Annotated in this window: 15 protein-coding genes and 3 pseudogenes; 6 read left to right on the plus strand and 12 right to left on the minus strand. The window is 60.5% G+C overall.

Annotation, left to right across the window (positions count from 1 at the left end; all coding sequences use genetic code 11):
* Nucleotides 1-8: 8 nt before the first annotated feature.
* From trbJ to trbB, 5 genes are all read right to left on the minus strand, one after another.
* Nucleotides 9-758: a P-type conjugative transfer protein TrbJ gene (gene trbJ / locus NKH23_RS18490; RefSeq protein WP_502908418.1), complete on the minus strand. Its 750-nt coding sequence runs from the start codon at nt 756-758 to the stop codon at nt 9-11.
* On the minus strand, nt 755-3,262 hold the full coding sequence (trbE, locus tag NKH23_RS18495; RefSeq protein WP_352979306.1) for a conjugal transfer protein TrbE: 2,508 nt from the start codon (nt 3,260-3,262) through the stop codon (nt 755-757). The genes trbJ and trbE overlap by 4 nt, the downstream gene beginning before the upstream one ends.
* Nucleotides 3,263-3,272: 10 nt before the next feature.
* On the minus strand, nt 3,273-3,536 hold the full coding sequence (locus tag NKH23_RS18500) for a VirB3 family type IV secretion system protein (RefSeq protein ID WP_352912354.1): 264 nt from the start codon (nt 3,534-3,536) through the stop codon (nt 3,273-3,275).
* On the minus strand, nt 3,536-3,799 hold the full coding sequence (locus NKH23_RS18505; protein WP_352474837.1) for a TrbC/VirB2 family type IV secretion system protein: 264 nt from the start codon (nt 3,797-3,799) through the stop codon (nt 3,536-3,538). Before NKH23_RS18505 ends, NKH23_RS18500 begins: the two co-directional genes overlap by 1 nt.
* A gap of 74 nt (nt 3,800-3,873) precedes the next feature.
* Complete coding sequence (gene trbB / locus NKH23_RS18510; RefSeq protein WP_352912356.1) at nt 3,874-4,887, minus strand: P-type conjugative transfer ATPase TrbB; 1,014 nt, start codon at nt 4,885-4,887, stop codon at nt 3,874-3,876.
* Between the two features lie 239 nt (nt 4,888-5,126).
* Between trbB and NKH23_RS18515 the strand changes: the two are divergent.
* Nucleotides 5,127-5,243: pseudogene (locus tag NKH23_RS18515) on the plus strand (IS110 family transposase); the annotation flags it as partial.
* Nucleotides 5,244-5,424: 181 nt separating this feature from the next.
* Here NKH23_RS18515 and NKH23_RS18520 read toward each other — a convergent pair.
* Complete coding sequence (locus tag NKH23_RS18520; RefSeq protein WP_353035140.1) at nt 5,425-6,465, minus strand: GSU2403 family nucleotidyltransferase fold protein; 1,041 nt, start codon at nt 6,463-6,465, stop codon at nt 5,425-5,427.
* Nucleotides 6,466-6,774: 309 nt separating this feature from the next.
* Between NKH23_RS18520 and NKH23_RS18525 the strand changes: the two genes are divergently transcribed.
* Complete coding sequence (locus NKH23_RS18525) at nt 6,775-6,993, plus strand: DUF3072 domain-containing protein (RefSeq protein ID WP_352912459.1); 219 nt, start codon at nt 6,775-6,777, stop codon at nt 6,991-6,993.
* 203 nt (nt 6,994-7,196) lie between these two features.
* Here the strand turns inward: NKH23_RS18525 and NKH23_RS18530 are convergent, their stop codons facing one another.
* Both NKH23_RS18530 and NKH23_RS18535 read right to left on the minus strand, forming a co-directional pair.
* Entirely contained in the window at nt 7,197-7,322 is a 126-nt protein-coding gene (locus tag NKH23_RS18530; protein ID WP_352912360.1) for a hypothetical protein, read from the minus strand.
* 436 nt (nt 7,323-7,758) lie between these two features.
* Nucleotides 7,759-7,932 (minus strand): DUF2905 domain-containing protein, encoded by a 174-nt coding sequence (locus NKH23_RS18535; RefSeq protein ID WP_352912362.1) that lies wholly within the window; start codon nt 7,930-7,932, stop codon nt 7,759-7,761.
* A gap of 780 nt (nt 7,933-8,712) precedes the next feature.
* Here NKH23_RS18535 and NKH23_RS18540 point away from each other — a divergent pair.
* Nucleotides 8,713-10,965 carry an amylo-alpha-1,6-glucosidase gene (locus NKH23_RS18540; protein WP_352912364.1) on the plus strand — a complete coding sequence of 751 codons (2,253 nt, stop codon included), beginning with the start codon at nt 8,713-8,715 and terminating at the stop codon, nt 10,963-10,965.
* Nucleotides 10,966-11,183: 218 nt separating this feature from the next.
* Here the strand turns inward: NKH23_RS18540 and NKH23_RS18545 are convergent, their stop codons facing one another.
* Nucleotides 11,184-11,306 (minus strand): hypothetical protein, encoded by a 123-nt coding sequence (locus tag NKH23_RS18545; RefSeq protein ID WP_352912366.1) that lies wholly within the window; start codon nt 11,304-11,306, stop codon nt 11,184-11,186.
* Between the two features lie 272 nt (nt 11,307-11,578).
* Here NKH23_RS18545 and NKH23_RS18550 point away from each other — a divergent pair.
* Both NKH23_RS18550 and NKH23_RS18555 read left to right on the plus strand, forming a co-directional pair.
* Nucleotides 11,579-12,462 (plus strand): annotated as a pseudogene (locus NKH23_RS18550) (hypothetical protein).
* Nucleotides 12,463-13,148: 686 nt separating this feature from the next.
* Entirely contained in the window at nt 13,149-13,580 is a 432-nt protein-coding gene (locus NKH23_RS18555; RefSeq protein WP_353035142.1) for a hypothetical protein, read from the plus strand.
* A 641-nt stretch (nt 13,581-14,221) separates the two neighbouring features.
* On the opposite strand, the gene NKH23_RS18560 is transcribed toward NKH23_RS18555, so the two are convergent.
* A complete protein-coding gene (locus tag NKH23_RS18560) occupies nt 14,222-14,398 on the minus strand; it encodes a hypothetical protein (RefSeq protein WP_352912370.1) in 177 nt (58 codons plus the stop codon).
* A 105-nt stretch (nt 14,399-14,503) separates the two neighbouring features.
* Between NKH23_RS18560 and NKH23_RS18565 the strand changes: the two genes are divergently transcribed.
* Entirely contained in the window at nt 14,504-14,734 is a 231-nt protein-coding gene (locus tag NKH23_RS18565; protein WP_352912372.1) for a hypothetical protein, read from the plus strand.
* Nucleotides 14,735-14,813: 79 nt separating this feature from the next.
* Here the strand turns inward: NKH23_RS18565 and NKH23_RS18570 are convergent, their stop codons facing one another.
* The gene (locus tag NKH23_RS18570) at nt 14,814-15,269 is read right to left on the minus strand and encodes a CopG family transcriptional regulator (RefSeq protein WP_352661268.1); all 456 of its coding nucleotides are present in this window, start codon (nt 15,267-15,269) and stop codon (nt 14,814-14,816) included.
* Nucleotides 15,253-17,249, minus strand: a pseudogene (locus NKH23_RS18575) (conjugal transfer protein TraG). Before NKH23_RS18575 ends, NKH23_RS18570 begins: the two are co-directional and overlap by 17 nt.
* Nucleotides 17,250-17,270: the final 21 nt, after the last annotated feature.

The following is a 17,270-nucleotide window of genomic DNA, read 5'->3' on the forward strand; positions in this document are numbered from 1 at the left end:
TCTTCGCCTCAGTCGTGGAACATTTTTACGGGTGACGGGCTGTAGCTGCTGCCCGTCATGAAACGGCTGAACTGTTCCCGTGCCTGCTCCTGCGCGGCTGCCCTCCTCGCCTGCTCAAGGGCCTCGGCCCTGCCTTGTGCTGCCAGCATCGCGGTGAGATCGGCAACTTGCTTGGCCTGCACGGCAAGAAGCTGGTTGCCGGCCTGCGTCGCCTGCAGCACGCCGACAGCCGACTGGCTGGCGCTGACCAGCGCACTCGTCTGCCCTTGTGTCCCTGCGATGTTGTCGACTGCGACGGCGCCGGTTTTCAGCGAATGCTCGAAGGCAGACACCGAGGTCTGCCAGCGCTGGCGCGCGCCCTCGACAAGCTGCTGGCTGGAGAGTTCCGAACCGAAATTCGTGTAAGTGGAGGCAAACTGGCTCTCGATATCCTGGACGCTATAGGCCAGCTTCTCGGCCTCGCCGAGCAGGGTCTTCATCTCGGAAAAATCGCCCTCGATCTGGCCAAGCAGCGAGGTCGGCAGCGACGTGAGATTCTTCGCCTGGTTGATCAGCATCTGCGCTTCGTTTTGCAGCGAGGTGACCTGGTTGTGAATCTGCTCCAGGGCACGTGATGCCGAAAGCAGGTTTTCGGCATAGTTCCTGGGATCGAACACGATCAGCGCTGATGCTGGTGCCGATGAAAGCGCCGTGACGACGGCGATGGCGCCGGCTGCCGCCATGCGACGGATACGGCTGCCTGCAAGAATGGAATTCATGACGAAATCTCCTTGGTGGACTGGTCGATCACGTTGGTGAGACCTGGGATGAGGTCGGCCGCCCAGGAGAGACCGCGCTCCGCTAGCCAGGCCTCGAGGAAATGGTCTCGGCCTGCCTCGGTGACTATCCGGTCGATCGCGGCCTGGTCGGATTTGGACGATGTGGCGCAGAGCGCCAGCGCGATCGGACCGAGCCCCAGTTCGAACAGACGGTTGCCGCGGCGGCTTTGACAGTAATAGTCGCGCTTCGGTATCGCCCGGGCGATGATCTCGATCTGGCGATCGTTGAGGCCAAAGCGTCGGTAGATCTCGGTGATCTGCGGCTCGATGGCGCGCTCGTTCGGCAAGAACAGCCGCGTCGGGCAGCTTTCGACTATTGCCGGCGCGATTGGCGATCCGTCGATGTCGGAAAGCGACTGCGTGGCGAAGACCACGCTGGCGTTCTTCTTTCTCAGCGTCTTCAGCCATTCGCGCAGCTGGTCGGCGAAACCGCCATCGTCGAGCGCCAGCCAGCCCTCGTCGATGAGCAGCAGTGTTGGCCGGCCGTCCATCCTCTGCTCGATGCGGTGGAACAGATAGGCAAGCACGGCGGGAGCAGCACCCGTGCCGATCAGGCCCTCGGTTTCGAACGCCTGGACGGAGGCTTCGCCGAGACGCTCGTGCTCGGCATCAAGCAGCCGGCCATAAGCACCGCCGATGCAGTAGGGGCCAAGGGCCTGTTTCAGCGGCGAGGACTGCAGCAGCACGGACAGGCCAGTCACCGTTCTCTCCTGGACTGGCGCAGAAGCCAGCGATGTCAGTGCCGACCACAGATGTTCCTTGACCTGCGGCGTGATGGTCACGCCCTCGCGCAGCAGAATGTCGACAAGCCAGTCGGCCGCCCAGGCCCGCTCTGGCGTATGATGGATGCGGGCAAGCGGCTGTAGCGCCACGGTATGAACGTCGTCCGACAGATCGGACAAGGTGAGCAAGGGCAACGGATCGTCAGAGCCCTGCCCGCTTTCAGCATTGCTTCCGAGACTGTGCCAATCACCATTCATGGCGAGCATGGCAGCTCGGATTGAGCCACCGAAATCGAAGGCAAAGACCTGGCTGTTCTCGTAACGCCGGAACTGAAGCGCGATCAGCGCCAACAGGACCGACTTGCCGGCGCCCGTCGGGCCGATGACTAGGGTGTGGCCGACGTCTCCAACATGCAGGCTGAACCGGAATGGTGTGGCGCCCTCCGTCCTGGCGAAGAACAGCGGCGGCGCTCCAAGATGCTCGTCCGCGATCGGACCTGCCCAGACCGCGGAGAGCGGAATCGTGTGCGCAAGGTTGAGCGTGGAAAGCGGCGGCTGGCGAATATTGGCATAGACATGGCCAGGGATGCCGCCCAGCCAAGCTTCGACAGCATTGACGCCTTCGGCGATGCAGGTGAAGTCCCTGCCCTGAATGATCTTTTCAACCAGACGCAGCTTTTCGTCCGCAAGCGACGGATCGGCGTCCCAGACTGTCACGGTGGCGGTGACATAGGCTTCGCCGATCTGATCAGAGCCCAGGTCCTGGAGCGCCGCGTCCGCATCGGCCGCCTTGTTGGCGGCGTCAGAGTCGACGAGAACGGATGCCTCGTTGGTCATCACCTCCTTGAGGATCGCGGCGACGGATTTTCGTTTCGCGAACCACTGACGCCGTATCTTCGTCACCAACTTGGTCGCGTCGGTCTTGTCCAGCATGATCGCCCGCGTCGACCAGCGGTAGGGGAAGGCAAGCCGATTAAGATCGTCGAGAATCCCCGGGAAGGTCATCGTCGGAAACCCGGTGATGGTGAGTGTGCGCAGATGCGCATCGCCAAGCCTCGGCTCTAACCCGCCGGCCAACGGCTGATCGACAAGCAGAGCGTCGAGATGCATCGGCGTTTCTGGCACGCGAACGCGATGCCGCTTGGTCGAAATGGTTGAGTGCAGGTAACTCAGCGTCTCTCCGTCATCGAGCCAGTCAGCTTCGGGAACGAAGCCCTCGATGAGGTTGAGCAGGCGGTCGGTCCGATCGATAAAAATCTTCAGGAGCTCCCAAGGATCGACGCCCGTCTTTTCCCGGCCTTCGTAGAGCCAGCTCTCCATTCGCGACGCTTCCTCGGCCGGAGGCAGCCACACGAAGGTGAGGAAGTAGCTGCTTTCAAACAGCACACCGGAGTCTTCGAACTGTTCGCGACGCTCGATGTCGAGAAGTGCGGATGCGCAATCCGGGAACCGGCTGTCTGGGTAGCCGCCGGCAGGATTGCGCTGCGCTTCGACAAAAATTGCCCAGCCGGAGCCGAGCCGGCGAAGCGCGCCGTTGAGCCGCGCGGTCGTGCCGACCAGCTCGGCCGGCGTGGCGGAGTCCAGATCCGGCCCGCGAAAACGCGCCGTCCTTTGAAAACTGCCATCCTTGTTGAGCACCACGCCCGGCGCCACCAGTGCAGCCCACGGCAGATAGTCGACGAGGCTGGCGCCGCTCTTTCGGTATTCCGCGAGGTTCATCATGATGAGGAGCTCAACAGCCGAAATGCGAGGGATAGCGAAGGTGCCGGCGGGCCACGTCGACGAACTGCGCATCGCGCTTTGCCGCCCAGACGGCCACGAGATGCCCGACCGCCCAGATGACGAGCCCGGCGATCCACAAGCGAAGTCCCAATCCGATCGCGCCGGCCAGCGTGCCGTTGGCAATCGCGACTGCACGCGGCGCGCCGCCGAGCAGGATCGGCTCGGTGAGCGCGCGATGCACCGGCGCGAAAAAGCCACGGATCTCTTCCTCCATCAGATCAGCGCTCCGCCGCCGAAGGAGAAAAAGGACAGGAAGAACGAACTTGCCGCGAAAGCGATCGACAGCCCGAAGACGATCTGGATCAGCCGGCGAAATCCGCCCGACGTGTCGCCGAAAGCGAGCGACAGGCCGGTTACGATGATGATGATCACTGCCACGATCTTGGCGACTGGACCCTCAATCGATTCGAGAATTTGCTGAAGGGGCTCCTCCCAAGGCATGGAGGAACCGGCAGCATGGGCGGGCGCAATCGTCATGATCGCAGCGGTCGCCGCATACGACAGCTCCACGGCAAGCTTACGGAAAGTCGAGGAATTGAATCGGATCCGGGTCATTCTGAAGCTCCATAGGGCGAGTGGTGATTCACGGTCGTTGTGGTCTCGAAATTTGCTTCCAGGGTGCGGTAGTCGCCGGTGGCCGGATCGAGCCCGTCGACCAGGGCGATCTCGACGAGCCGGCGCGCTGAGCCGCGGCCAGCGAGAACTGCGATGATATCTATGGTTTCGCCAATCAGTGCGCGCGGAACCGTAACGACGGCCTCCTGCACGAGCTGCTCCAGGCGGCGCAATGCGCCAATGGCAGAATTGGCGTGGATGGTGCCGATGCCGCCGGGATGGCCGGTGCCCCAGGCCTTCAACAGATCGAGCGCTTCCGCGCCGCGTACCTCGCCGATCGGGATGCGGTCGGGCCGAAGCCGCAATGATGACTTCACCAGATCGGAAAGCGAGGCGACACCGTCCTTGGTGCGCAGCGCTACAAGATTGGGCGCAGCACACTGCAACTCGCGTGTGTCCTCGATCAGCACGACGCGCTCGGCGGTTTTAGCCACCTCCGCCAAAAGCGCGTTGACCAGCGTGGTCTTGCCGGTCGATGTGCCGCCGGCCACCAGCACGTTCTTCCGTGTCTCGACGGCAAGCTGCAGTACGTCAGCCTGGCCTTCGGTCATGATGCCGGCAGCGACATAATCTTGAAGCGTGAACACCGCGACTGCCGGCTTGCGGATGGCGAATGTTGGTGCCTTAACGACAGGCGGCAACAGACCCTCGAACCGTTCGCCCCCGGGCAGTTCAGCCGAAACGCGCGGCGAGCCCGAATGCACCTCCGCACCGACATGGTGCGCGACCAGCCTGACGATCCGTTCGCCGTCGGCCGCGATCAGGATTTCATTGCTTGCAACGAGTCCTTCGCTGAGACGATCAACCCACAGGCGACCGTCGGGATTGAGCATCACCTCGACAATGGCTGGATCGTCAAGGAAGCCTGCGATGGCCGGGCCGAGGGCGGTGCGCAGCATGCGCGCGCCGCGCGACGCCACTCCCTTGCTGGCATGATGGTTGTTCGCCATGCGGGTCCCCGTTTCTCCCCACGAACTGGTTCGTGGCGCGGTCGGGGATCATTAGAAAAGGCAGGAGTGCCGGCCTTGCAACAAGCAAAACCGGCGATCGTGGCATGACGTGCAGAGACTTGCGAAATGCGGTGCCGCGACCGCGATAGCTCAGCAACCCGGTGCCCGACTGGCCATCGCCGCTCCAGCAGAACAGCCCGCTATGTCTAGGGCGGCCACAAGCGAAGCCCGATTAGAAAATCATTGTTGGCATCGACGTTTCCAAGGATCGGCTCGACGTGCATGTTTTGCCTTCCGGCGAGACGTTCTCGGTGGAGAACGACCACGCGGGGGTGGAGGATCTGGTTCGGCGGCTGGCAGCCGCCCAATTAGTTCGATTCTGTCGGCTGAGCCTACATCAAGGGGTGTCATGCCAATTGGTCCCAAAGCAGAGGAAGCTGGCGTCTTTCGTCCCTCCGATCTGGCGCTGCTGGGCCGCGTCTTCGATCGGTTGGAAGTTGAGGGCCAATTCAGCCGGCCAACATGTAGCTCAGACATTCACAGCCGCGACGCTGGTCGCGCGAATAAATGATTAGCCTCGTCGAAAACGGCCCTTGGGAGGACCCGAAGCTCGCTTGCTTCGTAGGGGAGATGCTCGAGATACTGCGTCGTCAGCCGGCCAACCACTTGCGCTTGGGCCAGGTCGCGACGGCGCTTGATTGGCTCGCGATCCGCTCGTTTTGAGACCCAGAACTTGTGAGCGGCAAAAATACGCGGATCGGGAACCACGAGCCGTAACGGTCCGCCTTTTTCATCGATGGCGATTGCTTCGAAAGCAGGGGCACTTTCCAACCATGCCAGGCCGGCGATCTCGGCGGCCACCAATTCGTCGTCGGCCTTCCCGACAGTTTCCCGGCTCGGCTTCCACGCCGGGTTTGCAAGCGGTTTGATCAGATCCACGAGGTATCCGTCGCGGTTCACCGCGCGGAACGTGGCGGATGAACGCTCGAAAGACCGATCGACCTTACGCAAAAGGTTGATGAGCGCTCCATGTTCGACGTTGGCGCCAGACATGATCCTGAGGGACTGGCGCGAGTCCATGAGGAGATCGATATCTTGCGTCGATGTGATTCCGGGATCCACGAACACTCCGGCCGCCGCCTCATAGGCGTAGACCGCATTCGTGCCTGCAATACGAATGCCTTCCCCGAGAAGACCGGCGTCATCGATTGCTCTGATAATTCTTGCGGCGATCAGGGGAACACGTCCAAGCCGGAGCGCGCGATTGACAGCAGATTGGCGCTCCATCTGCTCCTGTCGCGCAGAGAGCGTTTCTTGGGCCGACGCGCGAGCTGCTTCCCAATCCGCCTTGAGAGCTTCGCTCGTCGGCGAGCGCCGACCCTCTGCCTTTTGGTGTCGTACGCCCGCGGCGTCGTAGTAGCTTCGCATCAGGTGGTCGATGCTGTTCACGGTGTGCCAGACGAGGGATCCCCGAAAGCTCTTCGCCTTCCTTTGGGCCTCCTTGAGCGCAATGAAGCGCTGGTCGGAATTGACTTTTTCCCGACGCTGATCGTTATTTAATTCAACAAAATCAGCCAATTCAACAGTTACCCTACGTTTAGCTCCGAGCTGTTGCAAGACACAATAGGCGGCGGAGCGGCCGATTGCAACAGCTCTCACGTGATTCCATTGCGACTGTTGAAGTAGCTGAATTAATTAAAAAATATGACGACGACGCAGCTTTTCTACGGCAGCGCAGTCCAAGCAAAGGCGCCGCTCGAACGCGGCCTTCGCTGGTTCTATTCGATCCGCAGACCGGGCCAGTGCAAACGGTCTGAGAAAGCTACCAATGTGGCGGAACAAATCATGATCATTTCTCATTGTGGTGATCATCGAGGGAGATTGATCATGGGCGACCAGCACAACCCAAAAATCGAGGCATCGGCAAATGTCGAAAAGGACCCGGAAGATTGGGTCAGCGGAGCTGACCCAATGACTCCCGCGCAAGCCTCCTATTTGAAAACTCTTGCCGAACAGGCCGACGACCCTGACGCCTACGCTGATGGCCTCAGCAAGGCGGAGGCTTCTAAACGCATTGATGCACTGCGGGAGAAGTTAGGCCTGTAGCGTCTGCTCGTGGCTTTTCGTCTCCAGCGAAGGACAGCCGACCGGGTCGGATTGGGACAGTTTCTGAATTCTGCGCGTTGCTGCCACTCGCGATCGAGACGACAAACGGCGGATGGGAGTGGCTTATACGGGCAGCAGCCCGGCATCCGCCCTAAGCTCGCCAAGACTCGCGCCCGCCGGTCCAATCCTGCTGTCGAAACAGATCAGGACGTCCCGATGAGGGCGATGGTCAGCAGAGACACAAAAAGGATAAGGGCAATCGCAGCGCCCCAGAAGAGAACTTTTTCGGTGCCGCGTTGCTCTTCCTCGCGAGATATGTCTTTCGCCATTGCATGCATCCTTTGCGAAGGTCAACGACTTAGCAACGTGCCGCGCCAACGCTGAGTTCCTGGCAGCTATCTTGCCCCTTCGGCACTGAGAGAAAGCTCTCGGAATCAAGCCTCGTGTTGTCCAACCGTCGGTTGGTGGACGTATTGCAGCTGATGCATCTAAAGTTCCCTTGATCCGCGCGCACAGGGCATGCCCGACCCCGAGCCCCCGCCCGGTGCAACAGCGCGTGATCGGCCCCGCCGCATCAAACTGTGCGGCGGGCTTTTTTTATTCACGCGATGGAACACCGGCGCGCAGGGAAAGTTCTGTCCCGGCAGCAAACTCTTTCCCTAATATTTTTGCTGCCAGATCGGATATCTCCGATCGGCCCGCGTCGTTCTTATCCTCCGGCGACGCGGGTTCGCCGTCCTCGCTATCGGCTGAGTAGTCACAGTACTAAACGACAGAATGATGCTGATCAGAATCCCGGTTCGGAGCATAAAACGTGAAGCTCTCACGTTGGATCACGATATCACTGGGCAATCTGCCCAGACCGACCCGCGACAACCAGGCCCACAATAGGCCTATGGCAACTATGATCAAACCAATGACAATCAGAGTTCTGGGCATGGCGGCATCCGGCCGGGACTATGGTGGCAGCCCGTGGCTTGTTCAATCTCATTGCTGTTTTTGCTCTCGTTGAGCCTCAATTTCTTTTGGTTCTTTCTTGTCGATCTTCGCCGTCTCATTGTCAGCATCGCCGACTGCGCGAAGCAAATTCGTCCATCTTGGCGTGCAGAGCCTGAGTATCGCGGTGCTCGGCGAGCTGGATGAACAGCGCCAATAATCCAGATCGCCAGTGTGGCAGCGCCATGCCAGCCAAGCCATTTTGGCCTGGGCACGGTCTGCAGTGTCCCAAATGCTCGGATCGGTCTCAGTCTCGTCACCAAGGCTCCTCGTTGACACTCGCCGAGAATACACCAGTTTGATCTGAAGACACTTCGAAGGTTGGCGCCCGCAAGCACCTGATGCTGGCGACTATTTTGATGAAAGACGGTCGAGGACAACTCCGGATGGACGCGTGCCGTCGAGCGACCAGATTGCAGTGTCGCCGCGCGTCGCCAGAGCGCATCCATCTTTCTCCGGCTCGCGCGTTGGAGGATGGCAGTTCGCCGGCTCGATTCCGGTGGCGAAGGGCAGATGTGCGCAATGGCCGTGGGCTCACAGCTTCGCCCACACGCTGGTGATGAATGGGTGAGGCTCGCAGCGCGTGGTTGTGGGTCGGCTGGAGGATGTGCTCGAAGCGGTCCGATTGTTCGAACTCGTCGATGACCGGGTGGTGGGTCGCCTACCTGGGACGTGATTTCGTGACGATCTGGGGCCAGGCGTTCAAGGCAGACGTCAGGTCTCGTGGCCGAAGATCGCGGCGGCGGCCGACGCTGGCTGTTCAATCTGTTCCCGTGGATGCTGATCGATCGGGTGACGGTTGAACCGATGACGCTAGAGATCACAGTCGGACCACCGCGTCTGGCGATCAACCAGGGACGCAGCTTCCTCGTCACCGAACCGGATGGCCAGATCGCCTGGCCCACGTATAACGGGTTGTATGCGTCTGACACACGCCTGATATCCAGCTGGCAGATCTTTGCCAATGGGCAACCATGGGACCTCCTCAGTTCCGGAAACATCGCCTACTTCGCCGCCAAGATCTATCTGGTCAATCAGGCGTTCGCGACCGAAACGAACCATGTGCCAGCAGGCAACCTGGGGCTGGTAATCGGCCGCGCCTTGGATGGTGGGCTGCATGAGGATTTTGAACTCGTAAACCACGGGCAAAAGCCAGTGCGCTTCAATCTGGAAGTTGCCATGCGCAGCGACTTTGCCGATCTTTTCGAAGTCAAGGCCGACGCAATCATCCGACGCGGACGTATTACCACGGAATGGTTGTCCAGAGCGGCGAGCCTTCGTACCTCCTACGCCAATCGGGACTTCAAGCGAGACGTCATCGTGAAGGTCCGCCGGACGGCCACAAAGCCCGTCTATGCCAATGGCCGGATCAGCTTCGACATCAAGCTCGAACCGGGCGCGACATGGCATGCTTGCCTTCTCTACGACTTTGGCAATGGCGAGACAATCTATCGGGCGCCGCGAGCCTGCATTGACAAATGCCTCGAGTCGAAGGCTGCAAAACGCCTCGGCGGATGGCAAGGCAGCGCCTTGAAGTTCAACTGTTCCAATGACGAATTTCACCGCTTCTACCATCAGGCGGTCGAAGACATGGCCGCGCTGCGGCTGCCGATCGAAGGCACGGACGAACTAGAATACGTGCCGGCCGCCGGACTGCCCTGGTTCATAAGCCTTTTCGGTCGCGACAGCCTGATAGTCTCGCTTCAGAATGCCCTGGTCTATCCAGATTTTTCGCGCGGCGCGTTGGACGTCTTAGGGCGATTTCAGGCCACCGAACGCGATGACTACCGCGATGCGGAACCGGGAAAGATAATGCATGAGCTGCGCACCGGCGAACTCGCTCATTTCAATTTGATCCCCCATACGCCCTATTACGGCACGGCCGATGCCACGCCTCTGTATCTTATCGTGCTCCACAACACCTGGCGTTGCACCGGTGACGCCAGCCTGCTCGAGCGACATATCGCAACGGCCGAGAAGTGCCTGGATTGGATTGACCGGTATGGGGATCGTGACGGCGACGGTTTCCAGGAATACGAAACCCGCTCGGCTGCCGGGTACGAGAACCAGAGCTGGAAAGACGCCGGTGACGCCGTGGTTTATCCTGATGGCACCCTGGTGAAGGGACCCAAGGCGCTTTGCGAATTGCAGGGCTATGTCTATGATGCTTGGCAGCGCATGGCTGAAATCTTCGATGCCAGAGGCGATGGCGATCGTGCCGGGCAGCTTCGCCTCAAAGCCAAGAGCTTGTTCGATAGATTCAACCAGGTCTTCTGGGACGAGGCGTCCGGCTTCTACGCATTCGCGTTGGATGGCGACAAGAAGCCGGTGCTGAGCGTCGCTTCCAACCCTGGTCACTGTCTTTGGTCGGGAATAGTCCCACCCGAACGAGCCGTCAGGGTGGTGCATAGGCTGACGAGGCCGGATATGTGGAGTGGTTGGGGGGTCCGGACACTTTCGGCCGATCACCCGGCCTACAATCCACATTCCTATCAACGCGGCTCTGTATGGCCGCATGACAACGGGTTGATCGCGCTCGGCTTCCGGCGCTATGGCTTTTTCGCGGAAGCCTGTCGCCTCTCTCGCGACGTGAGCAGCGCCGCAATCTACTTCATGCAACATCGAATGCCAGAGCTGTTCGCCGGATTGCCGCGAACGCCCACGACTTTCCCCGTGCAGTATAAGGGGGCGAACGTTCCGCAGGCATGGGCGGCCGGATCCTGCTTTTCGCTTCTGCAGGCGATCATCGGCTTCCAGCCCGACGCTCCAAATGGCAAGCTGTACATCGATCCCAGGCTGCCCGACTGGATAGAGGAACTCACCTTGAACGACTTGCGCCTGGGCAAAAATCGCCTCGAACTCCATTTATGGCGCGTCGGCGCCGAGACCCGTTGGCAAGTGCGCGACGGCGATCCTTCACTGGTGGAAGCGCGAAGTTGTGCCACCGGGCCGAACTTGCGCTTGGCCTGCGTATGAGGTGAGCTCCGGCGGAGCCATCTGCCCTATTTTCAGGACCTACGGGTAGAAACGGCCGCGCATCTGCTCAAGACGAGCAACATGAACCCGGACCAGATCGCTGCCACGCCGTTTGCGTTGAAGGTTGCGATGGTGGTCATTCGTCACCTCAAGCCGATCCGCTCGATTGCACCCGCGGATTGCCGTGACAAAGCTCCCTTCCCCCGCCTTGGAAGTGCTTAGCTGTCGTCCTTATAAGACTTGGCGGCTTCATCGATCTTACGCCAATCGTTTCCGTGGCGCCGCACAAGCTCCCGCGCCTGGGCTGGCGATATACCTTGCGTTTCGACGATGTGGTTCACTTCCGTCTCCTCGCCTTTCATGGGATGCGAACGAGGGCTCGTTGGCCGTCTGGCCGTTGGGTTTTTTGCATCTCGTCTGGGCATGAATGGACCTCTCCTGGAGCAGAATAAACGGTTCGGCGCGGCGAAGGTTTCGCCGCGCTAGCTCGTTGAGCAGTTTCACCGATCGCCTCATCGGCTCCCCTTGCGGCTCTGACTATACGTTCTGGTGTTCTTGGACCCAAATGAGCTGCACCGCGTTGTTTGCGAGCAGTGCTGTGCTTCGCAATCTGATGGAAAACTCCCACGCCCCTGCTGCACCGCAGCCCGCTCCTGGTGCCGAAGCGCACTTTCCGTACGATAGAGCGGCGGTAGAGCGGTTTCGACAGGCATTCCCGCGCGCCAGGTGGAGCGACGAGCGCAGAAGCTGGTTCGTACCGGGAAAGACCGCCGCGCGGCGCATCCAGCGCTGGCTTGCGCAAGAGGCGGATCTACGAGTAGCACATGATGACAGCAAGGGACGGGACGCCTTCGCCTTCGATCCCCTGTCGAGCCGGTATCTGGAAGTCGCGGATGACCTGCGCATCCGCACGCCATATTCGCGGACGGTTCTCGAGGAACTGCGAGCCGTTCCATGGGCGAGCTGGGACGACGAACTGCGGGCCTGGAGGGTGCCTTTCCGTTCCTACGAGGAATTGAGGCGCCATTGGCCAAGCATCGAAAGGGCCGCACGCCGCGCGGAACCGGAGGAGAGGAAACGGCGACGGGAAGCGTCCAAAGACTCCGAGGAATATAAAGCCGCCAGATTGCGGTATGCCGAACGCAGGCGACGTCGCTATCCACTGCCCCTGACGATTTACCCCAGCTTGGCCGTGCCGTGGCAACGGAGCAATACGGCATCGTGGTCTTCACCGAGATTTCGGGTGAACTCGTCGACGCCTCGGAGCTAGCAGCGTTCTATCCGCATTTGATCGAGGCGAACGTCGACCATGTCTGGGGCAGATGGCGTTCGGCGACGTTAGCTGAATTGATTAGAACATGGCCCGCTCGGCGTACTGCCGGGTTAACGGAACGGCAGCGAGGCTGGTGGCAACCAACGCTGCCCGAGCTCAGGGTCGCTCGCCAAAAAGCTCGAAGCCTGGCGCGAAGAAGGGCAAGGCTTGTGCCATCGTTCTAGCCTTTCCGGCTCGCCGCTCCAACGTCTTTCCCGGTTGCCCCCGGCAATTGAAATGTCACCCCGATCGGAGCCTTCCATGTGCAACGATTGCGAACAACATATGGCCTGGCTGAACATTGCTGGATGATGACGTCGCTGACCGTGAAGTTCCCGACGCATGAAACAGAACTGACCTGCGCGTAGGCGCACGACACCAGCATCGATGATCTGGCTCCAATAGCCGCGTGGCAGGTAAAGGCATCGACCGGCTTCTATGACGTTTGGAATCCCACCGGCCGGACCTAACGGTGGGCCGGTGGTCAACTTCCGCTCCGAGGGAGCCGTCAGTTTGGTAACAGCAGACGGTACCTGCTTCGGCGTCGGCGTTCCTCGAATTTACCGGAACGACGTACCTGAAGGCGAAAGATCCATTTCCGCTCCAGGGTCGGCGTTTATGGCCATCGCTGGACCGAGAAGAGTCCGCCGCTCCGCTAACACGTGGCTGGGCGGGCGCGCCAAGGTCATCGCTGCATCTCAAACCATTTCTGCAGAATTTGACGCACACAAGGCCAATCCAAGGCCAACTTGGTGTGCATACCAGCTTGGAATTGTGCGGAACCGTACGAAGTCGATTGCAAGCAACCAACCCGGTTGGCCGGGCATTAATTTAGCAAAGCGTGAATTAGGAAAGCATCGGGAGGAAGACCATGCTGCACGTTAACATGCCTCGCGAATTTGAGGTCGGCGATGAGGTTGCGCTGACAGGTATCGTCATCACGATTCTCCCCAGCGGGCGCGCCAGGGTGAGCATTCCTTCGTATGACCATCCTTACACGATTGATCCACCGCCCAAAGTCCGGGCCGGCGACCGAGTGGTTCTTGTTGGGGACGTTACCCGCATCGATCGCGCGGGGAACAAACTCACTGTGCGGATTGACTGCGGCGGGGTGATCACGGTCGACAAGTCGGCGATCACTCGGCTGAGAAAGCACCGCCGGACTTCAGCGGGTTGCCGCTCCGGCGATACAATGGCCGGTGTGCGCCTAGGGGAAATGCAAGCGCCTTTGAACAGCCTAAGGGTGCGGCGCTGTCCAGCCGGAATATGGGCGGACGAAGGGATAAATGGGCTCGACTGCTAGGGCACGAGTTCACCTAGTGCGTCGCTGGCGTCTTCGGATTACTAGTGAAGCAAGTCAGATCTGGCCCTATCGCGACCTGACACCCAGCGTTCGCGCATTCGCGATCGTCGCTCTCGGCAACAGGCGGCGCGCCCGTCCGGGACGCGTCGCTTGTGTGCGCTGTGAAAGGAGACGCCCAGCACATTTCGTGTGAAGGCAACGCGGGCATCCCGCTCAACGGTAACCTTTCTTTAGAATGACCGCCTGGTCGCCGGTCGGCGAGTTCAACCGCGATGGGCTCCGGCTCGTACCCATTATGGAGATCACATGTTCGTCCCGGCCCCGATGCCGGCAATAGGTCTGCTTCGAAGCGTCGTGACGGAACTGGGCGACATGGTTGCGGTGGAATAAGCGTCCTCGCCCTGGCTTAACAACCCGGTCGGGCCGCGTCACATCGATAACAACCACAACGGCAATCAAGTCGTCGCTGAAAGCCCGCAAGGTATCTGTCACGACATTGCGTTCCGGCGAAGCTCCGCCCTCGCGACGGGGATTCGTTGTAAGCCGATCAGACCGTAATGCCAGCCAGAAGAGCGAGAACTAGCCTCGGTGTTCGTCTCGACCAGGATCGACCTTCGTCGACGGTCGTCGGTAACCGCCGCCTACGAGTCGAGGTCGTAGGGCTCGTGGCCCAGCTCGTTGTGATGAAGCGCCTCTGCCATACACCTGATGTCGAACGCCTGGCCGCACGCCGGGCAGACGACGAAATACTCCTCCTCCCGAAGTGGCGATGCATCGTGGTTTTGGGGGATGACGATGTCATTGTATTCGTCGGGCATTGGGTCCTCCGGCAACGCCGCCCGCCATGCTGGAACGCCTGCCGGCAGGATTTGTTTCAAAGTTATTGCGCCTGAGAAGAAGCCCTGGGCATCGGTTGTGGCTCGATGTCCGGTTTCGACAGCGATGCTGTCAATAAGCCTTCTTTGTCACCGGGCAGTTCAAACCGATTTTCATCTGCAATCTTTGGTTACGGCCCGGGCAAGAACCGTTTCGGCGCGCGCGAGGCTCGAAATTTCACCAAGCATGCGCGGTCATCTGAACTCAAATCCGGCAACGCACACCGCCTGCCTGAGATCGACTATGGAGACGAATGCCGAGGCCCGCCACTCCGATGAAAGGTGATCTGATGGGTATCAGCTGCGCAAAATGGCTCCCCAATCGGGCACCTGTTGAAGCGCCTGTCTTGCCGGCAGCTCATCCAGTCGCTGGCGGCGCTGGCGGGACATCGTCGGCTATCTCCTGCCTCAGCCTTGGGCCTTTACTGAGCCGGCGACCGAGCGCATCGACGAAATTGTCGTAGCGCTGCAAGCCCTTGGCGCGCGCCTCCGCTTGCGCGGATTCCGGCAAGGCTGGAGTCGAGTTGAGCCAAAAACGGACGAACAATGCTAGCGTCTCAATAGCAATTCCGACGTCTCGCTCGACCCGCTGCACGCGTCGATCGATCTGGTCGAGGCGGCGAGTTATCGCGGCTTGCTTTCGTTCTTCGGCGTCCGGCGACAGGAACGACGCGAGCGCAGCCTCGGCGACCAGTGACAGCGAGACCTCGCGCCGCCCAGCGTAATCTGCCAGCGCCCTCATTACGTCAGGGTCGAGATAGGCAGACAGACGTCTTTTCTTGGCGTTCTTCATGCGCTCAAAGCTCAATGCCATCATTGGGGTCAAGGGCGGCCTGGCGTGCAGCGCGCCTCATAGCCTGATCGACACTGCGACGACGCAGAGCGTCATCGTCGGGCTCGTCACGGTCGAGGTCGAACTCATCGTCGCGCCGTTCCGTTCGCTCCGGCGCGATGTCTTCGTGTTCGGGAAGCTCGGGCTGGCGGCGAATGCCGCCATTGGCCGGATCCTCGTCCTGCTGATCCCTGGCAGGCCCCAGCTCGCGAGATTTCCCTTCCGGCTCAGCAAAAAGTGTCGTGTCGGTCCAGTCGTCAGAGCGAGCGTTTTGCGTTGTCCCTCCGGTCCTTGGTGGCGGCAAGACACGCTCGGCAAGACGCGGGTCGGCAAAGTAGCGTGCCTTCTTCGCACGGATTGGGAACTGGCCCGAGATCATGATGATCGCATCGGTCGGCGGCAGCTGCATGATCTCGCCCGGCGTCATCAGTGCACGCGCCGTTTCCTGCCGCGACACCATTAGATGCCCGAGCCAGGGCGACAATCTGTGCCCCGCATAGTTTTTCATGGCGCGCAACTCGGTCGCGGTCCCCAGAGAGTCTGAGATGCGCTTGGCTGTCCTCTCGTCATTGGTGGCGAAGCTCACCCGCACATGACAATTGTCGAGGACAGAATTGTTCGGTCCGTAGGCCTTTTCGATCTGATTGAGCGATTGTGCGATCAGGAACGACTTGATGCCGTAGCCGGCCATGAAGGCCAGCGCGCTTTCGAAGAAATCGAGCCTGCCAAGCGCGGGAAACTCGTCCAGCATCATCAAAAGACTCCGCCGGTGATCCTTCGCGTGAAGATCTTCGGTGAGCCTGCGGCCGATCTGGTTAAGTACAAGTCGGATCAGCGGCTTTGTGCGACTGATGTCCGATGGCGGCACGACCAGATAAAGCGTCGTCGGCCGTGCCTCCTCGACAAGGTCTGCGATCCGCCAGTCACAGCATGACGTCACCTTGGCCACAACTGGATCGCGGTAGAGGCCCAGAAAACTCATGGCCGTCGAGAGCACGCCGGAACGCTCGTTCTCGGACTTGTTGAGCAGTTCCCGTGCAGCCGACGCCACCACGGGATGCGGGCCTGCATCACCCAAATGCCGCGTCAGCATCATGGCGCGCAGCGTTGTCTCGATTGGCCGCTGTGGATCGGAAAGGAAATTCGCCACGCCGGCGAGGGTCTTGTCTTTCTCCGCATAGAGCACGTGCAGTATGGCGCCGACCAGCAGCGCAGGCTGGTCTTCTCCCAGTGGTTGCGGCGTTCCAATGTGCCTTCTGGGTCGACCAGAACATCCGCCACGTTCTGCACATCTCGAACTTCCCACTCGCCCCGTCGCACCTCCAGCAGAGGATTGTAGGCTGCGGATTCAGCATTGGTCGGGTCGAACAGAAGCACTTGGCCGAACCGGGCCCGCCATCCGGCCGTCAGTTCCCAGTTTTCGCCTTTGATGTCGTGGACGATTGCCGAACCCGGCCAGGTCAGTAGTGATGGCACGACCAGGCCGACGCCTTTGCCGCTTCGGGTCGGTGCGAAACATAGCACGTGTTCCGGACCGTCATGACGCAGATAGTGTCGGTCCAACATACCCAGCACCACCCCATCCTGACCGATCATCCCAGCGGCCTTGATTTCGTCTCGCGTCGCCCAGCGCGCCGAGCCGTAGGTCGTGGTGTCCTTTGCCTCGCGCGCCCGCCACAGCGACATCCCGATCGCTGCGGCGATCGCCATGAGGCTGCCGCTCGCCGCAATCGCCGCGCCCTCCAAGAAGACCTTCGGCGCGTAGGCGTCGTAGAAAAACCACCACCAGAAAAAGGCTGGCGGCGGATAAACGGGCTGTCCAGCCAGTTCGAACCACGGTGGACCGAGTTGGCTTTGAAAGCCGAGCCGCCCTGCCGTCCACTGCGTCGCCCCCCAAGTTGTCGCGACGATGATCAGAAAGGCGGTGAGGATCTGGCCCCATAAAACCTTGCTTGCCGGCATCCGTCGTTTCCCCAAATGGAT

The sequence above is a fragment of the Mesorhizobium sp. M1328 genome, from assembly GCF_040318075.1.
Taxonomy (GTDB): domain Bacteria; phylum Pseudomonadota; class Alphaproteobacteria; order Rhizobiales; family Rhizobiaceae; genus Mesorhizobium.